The organism is Spiroplasma monobiae MQ-1, from assembly GCF_002865545.1.
Taxonomy (GTDB): Bacteria; Bacillota_I; Bacilli_A; order Mycoplasmatales; family Mycoplasmataceae; genus Spiroplasma_A; species Spiroplasma_A monobiae.
On the sequence record NZ_CP025543.1, the window covers coordinates 459360 to 473174 of the forward strand.

A 13815-nucleotide genomic window follows, 5' to 3' on the forward strand; every position below is an offset into this window, starting at 1 on the left:
CATTTTTTTTGACCATAAATAGAGGGTCAACTCACATCAGAAACTTGTCAAAAATATGATAAAATATTTAAAAGGTGCAGAAATATGAAGAAAAGTTTATTAAGTTTAAATGAAAATTTAGAACATCAAGTTGATTATATTTACTATAATCAAAGTCTTGATATGTGTGTGCACAAAACTATAGCTATGGATTCAAGAGATAATAAATTCAAATGCATTGATTGTTTTGTTATTTTTGCTATTAAAACTAAAAAGCAAGTATTAAGTTTTAATAAAAGATTAATCAAAGAATTTAATTTTGAAAAAGCAGAAATTACTTTGAAAAAGAAAATTAAAAAACAAAGACTTGAGGAAGACGATGAAGAATAATACATTAACTTTTTTCTATAACAATATGACCATGATAATGATGAATCTAGAAGATTCTGTGGGGCTAATTGCTGATTTTGAAAATTGAAGTCAAAAAGAAGATAAGCAAATTGAAAAGTTAAAAACTTTATCAAAAGAAAGCAATCTAAGTTCAACTTTATTTGTTGTTACAAGCAGAGAAATGAATTACGGACTTTGAAATGCTCAAAATATAATAAAAAAAGCAGAACAAAACAATATTGACTATGTCATCTTTTATCACACAAATGCAATGATGAATCAAATGACAGATGAAGCTTTATTTAAAAACATCGAAGACTTCTTGAGTATTAGAAAAATGATTGTTACAAAAGACTATATTGATTCTAATTATTCAAAATTTTCAACAAAATTTATAGAAGATAACTGAAAAGAAAATTCAATCGTTATAGATTCAATAACAACAAATGATTTAGAACAAAACTTGAACTTATTGAAAGAAAGTAATTTTAAAGAATTTGAAAAAATAAATGGTTTATCTTACAAATTTGATGCACGTGTCAGCGAAGGAAAAAAACTTGGAAGAACAATAGGTTTCCCAACAATTAATTTAATAACAGAAGAAAGAATAGTTTTAAAAGATGGCGTTTATGCTTGTGAAGTTTACATTGATCACTTAAAAGAAACTTTCTTAGGAGCAGGATGTTATTGAAAAAATGAACTCAATCAAGATGTTTTTGAAATATTCTTAATAGATTTTGATCAAGAAATTTATGGATGAAAAGTATCTGTAAAACCACTTGAAAAATTAAGAGAAAACATAAAAGTTAATGGTTTAGATAAATTAAAAGAATTATTAGCAAATGATGTAAGACAAACTTTAAAATATAAGATTTAAAAACAACATAAAAATTTATGTTGTTTTTTTATGCTAAAATACAAGTGAAAAGAGTGAGGTTATTATGGAAAAACCAAAATTTTATTTAGGAAGTCACGTTGGTATGAATTCTGCAAATGATTATTTAATAGGAAGTGCACAAGAAGCTATTAATAATGGAGCAAATACCTTGATGTTCTTTACAGGTGCTCCACAAAACACAAGAAGAACCGAAACAAGTAGATTAAACATAGATAAATTTAAATCAATGCTAATAGAAAATGAAATAGATATAAATAAAGTTATTTGTCATGGACCCTACACAATAAACCTTGCAAATACAGTTAAACAAGAAACTTTTGATCTTGGTGTAAGACTTTTAAAAGAAGAATTATTAAGACTTGAAGAAATTGGAGTGCACACTGTAGTATTGCACCCAGGGGCGGCTGTGGGGGCACCTAGAGAGCTTGCTTTAAAAAGTATTGCAAAAGGACTTAATATGGTTTACAAAGAGCTTCCTAACACGCCCGTGAGAGTTGCTTTAGAGACAATGTCAGGAAAAGGTACTGAGGTTTGTATAACTTTTGAAGAAATAAAAACAGTACTTGATTTAGTGGAAGCAAAAGATAAAGTAGGGGTTTGTTTTGATACTTGTCATATGCACGATTCTGGCTATGATGTAAAAAACAACTTTGAAAAAGTTGTAGAAGAATTCGATAAAGTGGTCGGTTTAGATAAATTAATGGCAATACACTTAAATGATAGTAAAAATCCAATTTCTAACCACAAAGATCGTCATGAAAACATTGGTTATGGTTATATTGGTTTTGAAGCACTTGCAAATGTTGTTCATAACCCTTTATTTAAAGATTTGCCAATAATTTTAGAAACACCATATATCGATGGAAAACTAAGTCCTTATAAAGTTGAAATTGAAATGATTAAAAATAATAAGTTTACAAATCCTTTCAAAGATAAAGAATTAATATAAAAAACTGCTAAATAGCAGTTTTTATTTATTATATAAATCCAATCTCAATCTTAAAACTTTATCTAAAACTCTGATGTTTTTGTCTATTTCTTTAATGTTTTCTCTATAGTTTGCTTGCATGTATTCATCTTGTATATCTATCAATATTGAAATTTGAGTTAAAAGTTCCACTCAAATAGCTTCATTTTCAATATATTGCTCCATTTCATTTAAGTCAATATTTGAATCATTAAGAATCGTTTCTAATTTAAACTTGTATTTTTTAATACAAAATTGATCAAACAAGTCTATTATCTTTTGATCTTCATACATCTTATTAAAGTTCATTAAAACCTTTAAACACATATCATTAATTTCTTTATTTGTCACTTCTGGTCTTTGGTTATCTCCTAAAAGGTGAAACAACGTTTTCATATTGACTCCATCATCAAAAAAATCATCTTTCATAGGTAAAATTTCTCCTTACATTAATAATATATTAATGTAAAATAATAGAGAATTAAGGTGAAAAGATGAAAAAATTACTTACAATATTAACTGGACTTTCAGTTACTATTACTCCAGCAACACAAATAGTTAGCTGTAAAATTACTGTTGATAATACATATAGAAATCCTTCTGATATACAGAAGTTTTGAAATCATAAGATGTTTAGCACAATAAGTGTTGATCCAAAAACAATAGACATTTTAAGTTTTGAAAATGATTTAAAGGCATTAATTTCAAATAATTTTAAAAACCAAAATGAAGTAAATGAAATACTTGGATTAAATTTACCTTGAAAAAGCGATGATCAATCAACAAGAGATGGTGAAAAAATTATTTTTGAATATTATTCATCTCAAAGCGGTCAAGCAAGCACAAAAATTAATGACTTAAGCGACTATCTAACAAGTAATTTAAACGAAAAAAACCCAGCAACAACAATTTATTTCAAATATAAAATAGGTGAAGAAGCATTGAATGGAAGCGCTTTAAAACTAAATGTTACAACTTCACCTAAAATGGCCAAAGGAGTATTTAGTGGGGTTGAATTGTCCAAAGAAACTTTAAGGGTTAGTCCAATATATTCAAATGATTTGAAAATAAGAATTGGTTCTAATAAATCGGTTGATCGTGATTTTTTAGAAAAAAATTCAGATGTAACAATACAATTACTAAAAGGCATTTTAAATACAATAAAGATGGAAACAGGAACAACTCTTTTAAATGATTTACAATGAGTTAAAAACCAAAATCCTCATTCACAAAATGAAATACCATATTTATGAAAATTAATAACTCCAGAAGAACAGATGTATAAATTATTAATGAATGAAAGTAATGAATCATTGGTTAATTTTGTTAATAAAGTGGTTATTGAAAATGGAACATCGAATGACTTAAATTCATTTTTAGGATTATCAAATGATATTAGATTTCAATTAGGTTAAATAGATCTTTAAAAATTAAATAAACGAAAGGCGAAAGAAGATAATGGAAAAAAAAATAAGCGAACTAAAAAATAGAAGAAGAAAAGCGATTCAAATCTTATATCGTCTTTTTTTATTGGATGAAAACACAAACAAAATAAAACAAGAAGTATTAGATGGTTTTCAATTAGAAACGTTTGATGAAGAATTAAATGATTATATTTTGGATTTATTAGAAAATACAGAAGAATATAAAGATATTATTTCTGAATTACTTCCTGAAACATGAAATTGAACTAGATTGCCAAAAGTAATTCAATCAATTCTAATTAATGCAATATATGAAATTAGAAAAGAAATTACGCCAAAAGCTGTAGTGATAAACGAGAGTATAGAATTAACAAGAGAATATTTACCAAGTTTTGAAACTAGTTTCGTAAACGGATTATTAGATAATGTGAAAATAGAAAACTAAGGGGATTAAAAAAATGAGTATATCAAACTTTACAAATTTTAAAAGTGAACTTAAAGATCATTTACAGTCATTAAAAAGTGAAATAAAAGTTTTAGTTTATAAGGAATTTAGAAATTATATTTTTAAAACAAAATTAAATGCACAACAGGAATTTTCAAAAAGTTTTTTAACTAAAGCTTTTTGTGAACTTGCTACATATTGTTACTTACAAAACTTTAATGCTAAACTTTTTAATTCAAAAAACTATAGTTTAATAAAAGATTATTTAAAAAATTCTGAAGACCAATTTATAAACAAGGATTTTAAAAAAGTTGTAATAGTAAGTGCAAGTAAGTTATCAAAAGATAATGCTGAATTAAATCAATTTATAAATACTTTAACAAACAAATTAAAGGTTAATGTATCAATTAGAAATTTAGATTGATACAACAATGAACATTTCTTAAGAGAAGTTAAATTAGATAAAAAAGTAAGTGAGTATCAAGAAGAATTATTCAAAATGATGAAAACTTATGACAAAGAACTATTTGATTTAATCAGTGAAGAAAAGTTCAGATCAACTAGATTAAGTTTTAAAGAAGATTGAAATGTATTTTTAGAAAAAAAAGTTGCATATAGTTTAGAAAAATTTATTTTTACACCGATTAATTATGATGAAGATAACTATGACAAAAAAATGAACAAGTTATCTGAATTAGTTGCTCATGATACAATTTTTATATTTGTAAACAACATTGAAGTTGAATCAAAATATAAAACAACTTTATTAAATGACTTAAGTTTCTTTTCAGACATAATTAAGTTTGATAGTCCAATTTTTACAATTGATAACAATGATTTTTTTAGTTTATTAAACCCATTATCTTTAAGTAACTTTAGAAATTTTCATGACTTAGCAAGTTTCTTAATTGAAAAACCAGCTAGATCAAATTCAAAAAATTTAACAGTTGATAATTCAAAATCAGATGATACATTGAATTGATATTGAAATAAAATATTGGATGACGATAATAAACAAGAAGAGATGAAAGAAATCTTGGGAGAAGAAAAAGATTTAGAGAAGACAGTTACTTTTAATGATCATTCAAATTTAGACGAAATCCTTAAAGAACATAATTCACACGAATTAACAAAAGACTTTGAAAATCTTTTAGCAGAAATAACTCAAGAGCATAAGTTATTAGACCTCGAAACTTCTAAGAAAGCAAGTAAAGAGTTTGAAAGATTCATTGCATTATTTGATAAAGAAATAAATAGTGTGGAATTATCTTCGAGCGACTTTGATAAAGACAAATATTTATATTTCAGAGATGCAATTAATCAAAAAAATATCGAAGAGGTTATGGATTTCTTATCAAATAAAATTGATAGCTTAACTGAAATGTTACAAAATAAAAAAATGTCAAAACAAGATGCAATGAACTATTACACATTGTATATTAAAATAAAAAGTTGTCTAAACGAGATTGATTTCTTAAGAATTAAATAATTTTCTTTATGAAAAAGAGGTGATTAATATGACAGAAATGATTTTTAAAATATCAGACTTTGCAGATATTTTAAAAGATTACGTTGAAGAATCAAATGCATTCAAAAACGTAAACATAAAAGGTGAAGTGGCTAACCTCACACACAACAAAAGTGGTCATATTTATTTTTCACTTAAAGATAGTCAGGCAAAAGTAGATTGTGCAATATGAAAAACTAATGCACATAAATTTACAGATCTAAACATCAAAGAGGGAACCGAAATAATAGGAAAGGGTTCCCTTTCATACTATAAACCAACTGGTAAATTAACTTTTACAGTTTATGATGTTAGAGTTGATGGGGTTGGTGAATTAGCATTACTTTATGATAAGCGTTTTAAGGAATTACAAGAAAAAGGTTGATTTCTTGATGAGTTTAAAAAACCAATTCCAAAATTTCCAAACAACATCGGAATAGTAACTGCAGCAACAGGTGATGCAATAAGAGATTTAATTACAACAATAAAAAGAAGGTATCCTCCTGTAAATATATTTTTATTTCCTTCATTGGTTCAAGGAGATGGTGCTGCAAAAGATATTGCTAAAAAAATTAAACAAGCAAATGAATTTTCTATTAAGTTAGATACTTTGATAGTTGGAAGAGGTGGAGGAAGTTATGAAGACCTATGATCTTTCAATGAAATGGAAGTGCTTAGTGCAATAAGAGAAAGCAAAATACCAATCATTAGTGGAGTTGGTCATGAACCAGATATAACTTTAACAGATTATGTTTCTGACTTCAGAGCTTCAACACCAACAGCGGCAGGAGAAAAATCTACTCCAGATAGTGAGAATGTTTTACAAGCTCTTTCAAATAAAAATCAAGATTTTGCTAAAGCATTAAAAAATAAAATTGAAAAAATACACATGGAAGTTGATAATTTATCTTTAAGACTCAATTCAAATATTGAAAGTAAAGTTTCTATGTTAAAAAGAAATTTTGAAAATATTTCAGATAATTTAAATTCAGTTATTACAAATAAAATTCATTTAATAAATAATAACTTTGAAAATAAATTACAAACTTGAAAAGGAGTTCTAAAAAATAAATTAGATAAAAATATTAATGAATTAAAAGTTTTTGAAGAAAAAATTGAACTACAGAGTCCATTGTTACCACTTGAAAAAGGTTACTCAATCCTAAAACAAGATGATAAAGTTATTAGATCTAAAGATGAAGTAAGTGAAAATAAATTAATAACAGCCATTTTAAAAGATGGTGAAATAAATGTTAAATTAGAAAAGGGAAGTGAATAATATGAGTGCAAAAAACTTTAACGAATTATTAGATGAAATAAAAAATATTTCAAATAAATTAAATGATTCTTCAACATCAATGGAAGAATCAATTGAATTATTTAAAAGCGGAACAGAAATGATTAAAGAGGCAAAAGAACAATTAACTAAACTTGAAGGTGAAGTTAAAAAAGTTTTAGACAATAGCGAAACTACAAACTTTTAATATAAAAAAATGGAATTACTATTCCATTTTTTTATGCTTTTGCTATTTTATTTGCATCTTCATCTATTATTAAATTAAAGTAGGGGTGCAATGTTAATAAAGTTGAAGGAACAACTTCAGTAACTGGACCATTTAATATTTGATCAATCACTTCAGCTTTACCTTCACCATTTGCAATCATAATAATATTTCTAGTCGCCATAATTTCTCTTGGACCCATTGTAACAAATTCATCATAAAATTTAGTTTCATCTAACTTAGGAACACTTATGTTGTCTTCTAGATCTTTCATTTTTATTGTTCTAGTTCTATCACCAAATTTTGTAGTTCCTGACATATTTCCACAAAAGTGTCCATCAATTCCTATACCTAAAAGTACAAGATCAAGACCACCATCTTTTTCTAATTGAGTAATGTGTTCTTTTCAATTTAAGTAATTCATTCTGTGTATATTTTCTTCGTTTATGTTTCCTGGAATATAGAAAATTTTATTTAAATCTTCAATTGTCATACCTGTTTCTAAATTATCTCTGTAAGGTATTTCATCAAAATTATAAAAATGAACTTTATTAATTGATTTAATATCTTTTAAACTTTCTATAAGTTGTTTATAAAATAATAGTGGACTTTTTCCTCCTGTAATTGCAACATTTATTCTATCTTTGTGTGCATTATCATCAATGATTTGCATAAATAAAGAAAGTGCTTCTTTTGTCATTTCTTCATAATCTTTTGTTTTAATTAATCTCATCGAATCATTCCTTTCTGCTTATTATTATTTTATTCCTATATAATTAATCTTAACTTTCCAAAATGGAAAGTTAAATTATTTTGTTATAATTTTAAAAAGAGGTAATAAACATGCAAAGAAAAAGCATAAGAACAATAATGATTTGAAATATATTAATGTCTTTAATTACCTTAACTTCATTTGAGTTATTTATTTATTTAAATATAATTACTTTAGTTTCAATTTATCTTTGCACGTCTTTTATTGCCGCTAAGTTTATTAACCTATATATAAAAGATGTTAAAAACATAAATAATAAATCAGTATTTAAAAAATCAAATTCATTTAATGAAATTAGCAATTTATTAATTTTGATACTGCCAATATGTTTTTTGAATCAGGGATATAACTCCATTTTTACAAATGATTACTCAGAAATTATTTTGAAGATGAATTCATATTCAATATCTTTTGTATTTTTCCTTTTCTTATTAAGTAATATTTTTTTTAATTTAATATTAGACTCTGTTAAACAAGTGATTATAATATTTAAAAAAATGATAAATAAAATAGTTTATTTATATAAAAAGTACTTATTTAAAGTGAATTATTTTATTATTGAACTAATAGTTTTTAAAGAATTTAATAAATTATGAGGAATTTTTTCAAAAATCTTTTTATCATTTCAAAAAGTAAAGATATATAAAATGAATTTTCACAGATCTGTAAAAAGGGTAAATTATCATTCTAGACTTCTAATTGTATAAAAAATTAGAAGGAGAAACATTTATGAAAAAATCAAAAAATTTTGATACTTATACCAAATTATTTTTATCTGGAGTTTTTATTGTTACTATATTCGATTTAGCTTTAGTACTATCAATTTCTATTAGAAGTGTAATTTATGCAATAGAAGGCAAGTGGCTTATAATTGCAATACAAGCATTACCATTAGTTTTCTTTTCAACATTATTAATATTTGAAACTAAACTACTAATAAAATTCTTTAAAAACCTGAAAAAGGCAAAACAAGAAGATGAATTTGAAAAGTATATCAGAGCACACGATTTAACTATTAAAGATAATATGAAAGGTTATAAAAAAGAAATGATATTTGTGTACTTATCGTCTTCATTTATAGTTTTATTCGGAGGAATCGGCGTGATTCCTTTGGTATTTCTTTTAAAAGGTGAAAAAGCTTATAAAATTTGATCAAAAGATAAATAATTGTAAAACCCAAATAATTGGGTTTTTTTATTCTCAATATTGTAAAATATGAATGGTGAGACATATGAAATTAGCACAATTAAGCAATTTTAAAGATCTTTATAAACAAAGAGATAATGAAAACTTAACTGAACTAGCACAAGATATAAGAGATTTTCTAAATGATTTTGTTAATAAAAACAAAGGGCATATAGGAAGTAATCTTGGAGTTGTTGAGTTAACATTATCTATTTTGTCATATTTTGATCTAGATAAATCAATTGTTCTTTTCGATACAGGTCACCAGTCACACGTTTATAAATTACTAATTCATGGAGTTGATAAATTTAGAACTATTAAACAATTCAATGGTTTAAGTAACTTTCAAGAAATTAGTGAATCAGATTATGACTGAATAAGCACAGGACACAGTTCAACTTCAATTGCATATCAATTTGGCTACGCAATAGCTAGTGATAAAGATAATATTATCTCTGTAATTGGAGATGCTGCTTTTTTTGGTTCTTACACTTTACCTGGTTTAATTAACTTACAAAATACAAATAAGAAAACAATAACTATTTTAAATGATAATAATGAAGCTATTGGTGATAATTCACTTGCTATAAAAGATATTAAAATGTACGTAGAATCATTAGGATTAAAATACATTAAATGTAATGACGGACATGACTTTGAAGAATTATTTAAATCTTTATCTGAAGCAGATAACTCAAATGAACATGTATTTATTCATTGCATAACAAAAAAAGCTAAAGGTTATGTTGGAGAAAATGAATTATTTCAAAATCATTCAATTGAAAATGAAATTAATAAAAGTTATTCTAAATTAGTTGCAGAAGAATTTGAAAATCAATTTACAAAAGAAGATTATTTAATTTGTCCTGCAATGTTGAATTCATCAAATTTTACAAATTTGAAAAATAAGTTTGACAAAAATGTAATAGATGTTGGAATAAATGAAGAGTTTAGTATTTTAGTTGCAAGTGCAATTTCAAATTCAAATAAAAAGACATTTGTTTCTATATATTCAACTTTCTTTCAAAGAGTTTTCGATCAATTAGCTCATGATGTGTTTAGAAACAATTTACCTATGACATTTTTAATCGATAGGGGAGGTTTAAATTATAGTGGGGGAGTTAGTCATCATGGAATTTATGATATTTCACTTATAAATAATTTTTCAAACGCAATAATTTGTCAACCTTATAGTTTAAATGACTTAAAAGTATTAACTAAACAATCCTATTTAAATAAAGATAAGCAATTTTTCTTAAGATACGAAAATTTATCTGCAGTTGAAGATGGTTTTAATGAAAAGTTTGAAATTGGACAATGACGAGAGTTAATTTATAAAAAGAATAACACTTTAACACTGATCAGTTATGGAAATATATTAAATGATTTTAAAAAATATATTGAAGAAAATAATTTGAGCATAAATTTAATTAATGCTCGTTATATTAATCCAATCGATAAAGAAATTATAACCAAACACAAAGAAAATAATATTTTTGTTTATGAACAAGTTGTTAATAAAAATAACTTGTATTCAAATATTATTAATGAATTTAAAGATATAAATATAACAAGCTTTGCTTTTGATAGAAATGTTATTAAACACGGTAAAAAAGATTTGTTACTAAAAGAAATAAATATGGATGTAGAATCTGTTATGAAGAAAATATTTGAGGGACAAAGAAATGCAAAGGATAGTAGATAGAAATTACTTTTTAGATAAACTTTCAAAAGATAGAGAAATCAATGACTTAATTTCAAAACAATCAGATAAAGAAAATCTAAGTTTTTTTGAAAACTTAAAAGAATTAAGAAGAATACTTCACTTAAAAAACCAAACAGATAGAAAAATAATAAATGAATATAATAAATTGATAGTAATACCAACAGGAACAGAAGAAACTTTAATAAGAGAACTGAATCAATTTAACAAAGAAATGTATAAAGATTTGCCAGAACATTATACATTAGATTTTGGAGTAGAGTTAAGCAAAGAAAATAAACCAGTAAATAAAAGACAAACTAATTTAAAAACAGATTACAAAAAAAATATTTTAAATTTATCAAACCCATACATTCAAGAGTCATCTGTTGTTTTAGATGAAACAAGTGATGTTTTAAATAAAACTTCAATAGATCCTTTTTTAGAGAAAACTATTCAAGATTTTGAAACTTTATTGTTAAATCAACCCGTTGATAATAAAGACAAAGAAAGTTATATTGATAAAATTTTAGAAGAAGAGAATTATACTTCCGAAGTTTTAAAAGATGATGAAGAAATTTATGTAGAATCTATAGAACAAAAAGAAAAAATGATTTCTGACATAAGAGATTCGTTGACTAATGGTAACTATGGTAAATTAAACTTAAACAAACCAATTTCACTTTCTACAACAAAATATATGAAAAAGCTTGAATCACTAAAAAAAGGATTTGTAAAAACTTACGGAAGTGAATTATTTAAAAAAATAAGCGAATGAGTACAGCAAGAAGATGCTTTGTATGAAAATGTTGAAAGAAGTAGAAAGATTTCTAGTTTAAGAAAGCAAAAATTAAGCTTTAATAAAAAAAGAAAATTTAATGTTAAAACAAAAAGAAAATTTTAAGGAGATAATTTTATATGAAACAAAGACTTGATCAAATTTTATTAGAGTTAGAGTTAACTGAAAACAGAAATAAAGCAAGAGGTCTTATAATAGATGGAAAAATTTTAGTTAATGAAGAAAAGGTAACTAAACCAGGAACGTTATTTGATCAAGAAAAAGTAAAAATAAAATTATTAAATCAGGAAAATGAATTTGTAAGTAGAGCTGGTAAAAAACTTCACAAAGCAATTAAACATTGAAATATTAACTTGCAAGACAAAGTGTGTTTAGATATTGGTTCATCTACAGGAGGTTTTACTGATTGTTGTTTACAACACGGAGCAAGTTTTGTTTATGCAGTAGACGTGGGAACAAATCAATTGGATTGAAAAATTAGAAGTAATGAAAAAGTTAAATCTATGGAAAAAACAAATTTTAGAAATGTGACAAAAAATTTCTTTGATAAAGAAATTAATTTCTTTTGCTGCGATGTTAGTTTTATTTCTGTTAGCAAAATTCTACTACCACTAAAAGATATTGTTGATGAAAATGTTAATGGAGTAATTTTAATAAAACCTCAATTCGAATCAGATAAAGAAGATGTCAAGAATGGAAAAATAAATTCAAAAGAAGGGCATATAAAATCAATTAATAGAGTTATAGAATTTTGCAATGAAAATAATTTTTCTGTTAATGATGTTAATTGATCTCCAATACTTGGTAATAAAAAGAAAAATATTGAATACCTTTGTTACATAAAAAAAAGTAATATAGTTGAAAATATTTTTGCAAAAGAAACAATTTCAAAACTTGTAAATGATTGTTGAGAATACTTTGAGAATTACAATGAAGAATAAAAAAGTAATTTTTCTTCTAGATATGGATGCTTTTTTCGCAAGTTGTCACATGGCAGAAGATCCAAACTTAAGGAACAAGAATTTGGTTGTGGCGTCACCAAACAGAAGAGCAATCATTACAACAGCAAGTTATAATGCAAGAAAATTTGGAATTAGAGCTGGAACTCCAGTATTTCAAGCAAAAGAAATGTGTCCTGATTTATATGTGGTAAACTCTGATTTTAGTTTATATATAAAGTATTCAGAGCAGGTTTTTGATATTATTTATAATAACTTCACAAAAGATTTTGAAGTTGCTTCAATCGATGAGTGTTACATAGATATGACTAAAGTCTGAAAGAAATTTGGTTCTGTAAAGCGTACAGCACAATCTTTGATTGATATGATTTATGAACAAACAGGTTTGACAAGTTCAATTGGTATTAGTACAAATAAATTTTTGGCTAAAAGTTGTGTAGACTTCAATAAACCAAAAGGAATTTCTTTTTTACTTGAAAATGAAATAGAAGAAAAACTTTGACCATTACCAATAAAAGAAATGTATATGATTGGTTCTGCAACAGAAAAAATACTAAATGATAATAATATTTTTACAATAAAAGATTTAGCACTATCTGATTTAAATAAAATTATAGATTTACTCGGAAAGAGGGGACTTACTCTTTGATATTGAGCAAACGGAAAAGGTGATGATCAGGTTTCAAGAGAAGCAAGCGAATTTAAATCTATTGGTAATGAATTAACTTTGAACTTCACAACAACAAATTATGAAGAGCTTGAAGAAATAATATATGAGGTTAGTATGAAGATTGCCGACAGAGCAAAGAAAAGATATTTGCAAGGAACTACAGTTACAATAGTTGTTAAATATCTTGATGATTCAAAGACAGAAATTTATAATAACAAAGATAGAAAAAAGCATTTAACAAAACAAGAATCATTTCAAACTCCAACAAATGATCCAGAAATAATTTATTCTATAGCTAAACAATGTTTTTATGAATTATGAAAAGGCCAACCAATATTATTATTGGGAGTTAGATTAAGTAATCTATCAAATCAAATTGAGCAATCAAAACAACTTTCAATTGATGAAATAGATTTAAATGAAGGAATAGATTATAATGAAATTGAACAAATAATTTATAATCTAAATTTAAAATTCGGTAAAGATAAAATTTTTACAGGAGATAAATTAGTTAAGTATATGGATAAAAATATAGTTCAATCAAAATTTTTAAAAAATGATGATGTACATATTTCAAATCAGCAAATAGTTGATAAATGAAAAAACAAATAGGGGA

The 13815-nt window shown here is 25.0% G+C and carries 16 protein-coding genes; 14 read left to right on the forward strand and 2 right to left on the reverse strand.

The window, feature by feature from the left end; translation table 4 throughout:
* Window positions 1-84: 84 nt before the first annotated feature.
* From SMONO_RS02190 to SMONO_RS02200, 3 genes are all read left to right on the forward strand, one after another.
* A complete protein-coding gene (locus SMONO_RS02190) occupies window positions 85-369 on the forward strand; it encodes a hypothetical protein (RefSeq protein WP_101780723.1) in 285 nt (94 codons plus the stop codon).
* Window positions 359-1246, forward strand: coding sequence for a riboflavin kinase (locus tag SMONO_RS02195; protein ID WP_101780724.1), 888 nt, complete (start codon window positions 359-361; stop codon window positions 1244-1246). Before SMONO_RS02190 ends, SMONO_RS02195 begins: the two co-directional genes overlap by 11 nt.
* A gap of 64 nt (window positions 1247-1310) precedes the next feature.
* Complete coding sequence (locus SMONO_RS02200) at window positions 1311-2216, forward strand: deoxyribonuclease IV (RefSeq protein ID WP_101780725.1); 906 nt, start codon at window positions 1311-1313, stop codon at window positions 2214-2216.
* 21 nt (window positions 2217-2237) lie between these two features.
* Here the strand turns inward: SMONO_RS02200 and SMONO_RS02205 are convergent, their stop codons facing one another.
* Complete coding sequence (locus SMONO_RS02205; RefSeq protein ID WP_101780726.1) at window positions 2238-2663, reverse strand: hypothetical protein; 426 nt, start codon at window positions 2661-2663, stop codon at window positions 2238-2240.
* Between the two features lie 65 nt (window positions 2664-2728).
* Here SMONO_RS02205 and SMONO_RS02210 point away from each other — a divergent pair, with 65 nt between their 5' ends.
* The 5 genes from SMONO_RS02210 to xseB are packed head-to-tail and all read left to right on the forward strand — an operon-like array spanning window position 2729 to window position 7094.
* Window positions 2729-3649 carry a lipoprotein gene (locus SMONO_RS02210; RefSeq protein WP_101780727.1) on the forward strand — a complete coding sequence of 307 codons (921 nt, stop codon included), beginning with the start codon at window positions 2729-2731 and terminating at the stop codon, window positions 3647-3649.
* A 43-nt stretch (window positions 3650-3692) separates the two neighbouring features.
* Window positions 3693-4103, forward strand: a complete 411-nt coding sequence (gene nusB / locus SMONO_RS02215) for a transcription antitermination factor NusB (RefSeq protein WP_101780728.1) — start codon at window positions 3693-3695, stop codon at window positions 4101-4103.
* 13 nt (window positions 4104-4116) lie between these two features.
* Window positions 4117-5592, forward strand: coding sequence for a hypothetical protein (locus SMONO_RS02220; protein ID WP_101780729.1), 1476 nt, complete (start codon window positions 4117-4119; stop codon window positions 5590-5592).
* Window positions 5593-5620: 28 nt separating this feature from the next.
* Window positions 5621-6889, forward strand: coding sequence for an exodeoxyribonuclease VII large subunit (gene xseA, locus SMONO_RS02225; protein WP_101780730.1), 1269 nt, complete (start codon window positions 5621-5623; stop codon window positions 6887-6889).
* 1 nt (window position 6890) lies between these two features.
* Window positions 6891-7094: an exodeoxyribonuclease VII small subunit gene (gene xseB / locus SMONO_RS02230; protein WP_101780731.1), complete on the forward strand. Its 204-nt coding sequence runs from the start codon at window positions 6891-6893 to the stop codon at window positions 7092-7094.
* A 31-nt stretch (window positions 7095-7125) separates the two neighbouring features.
* Here the strand turns inward: xseB and SMONO_RS02235 are convergent, their stop codons facing one another.
* Window positions 7126-7845 carry a glucosamine-6-phosphate deaminase gene (locus SMONO_RS02235; protein WP_101780732.1) on the reverse strand — a complete coding sequence of 240 codons (720 nt, stop codon included), beginning with the start codon at window positions 7843-7845 and terminating at the stop codon, window positions 7126-7128.
* A 110-nt stretch (window positions 7846-7955) separates the two neighbouring features.
* Between SMONO_RS02235 and SMONO_RS02240 the strand changes: the two genes are divergently transcribed.
* The 6 genes from SMONO_RS02240 (at window position 7956) to SMONO_RS02265 (ending at window position 13811) form a co-directional block, all read left to right on the forward strand.
* Window positions 7956-8591, forward strand: coding sequence for a hypothetical protein (locus SMONO_RS02240; RefSeq protein ID WP_101780733.1), 636 nt, complete (start codon window positions 7956-7958; stop codon window positions 8589-8591).
* A gap of 22 nt (window positions 8592-8613) precedes the next feature.
* The gene (locus SMONO_RS02245; protein WP_101780734.1) at window positions 8614-9051 is read left to right on the forward strand and encodes a hypothetical protein; all 438 of its coding nucleotides are present in this window, start codon (window positions 8614-8616) and stop codon (window positions 9049-9051) included.
* A 64-nt stretch (window positions 9052-9115) separates the two neighbouring features.
* Window positions 9116-10774: a 1-deoxy-D-xylulose-5-phosphate synthase N-terminal domain-containing protein gene (locus SMONO_RS02250; RefSeq protein WP_158637898.1), complete on the forward strand. Its 1659-nt coding sequence runs from the start codon at window positions 9116-9118 to the stop codon at window positions 10772-10774.
* Window positions 10755-11675, forward strand: coding sequence for a hypothetical protein (locus tag SMONO_RS02255; RefSeq protein ID WP_101780736.1), 921 nt, complete (start codon window positions 10755-10757; stop codon window positions 11673-11675). Before SMONO_RS02250 ends, SMONO_RS02255 begins: the two co-directional genes overlap by 20 nt.
* Before the next feature lie 14 nt (window positions 11676-11689).
* Window positions 11690-12511 carry a TlyA family RNA methyltransferase gene (locus SMONO_RS02260; protein ID WP_101780737.1) on the forward strand — a complete coding sequence of 274 codons (822 nt, stop codon included), beginning with the start codon at window positions 11690-11692 and terminating at the stop codon, window positions 12509-12511.
* A complete protein-coding gene (locus SMONO_RS02265; protein WP_158637899.1) occupies window positions 12501-13811 on the forward strand; it encodes a Y-family DNA polymerase in 1311 nt (436 codons plus the stop codon). Before SMONO_RS02260 ends, SMONO_RS02265 begins: the two co-directional genes overlap by 11 nt.
* Window positions 13812-13815: the final 4 nt, after the last annotated feature.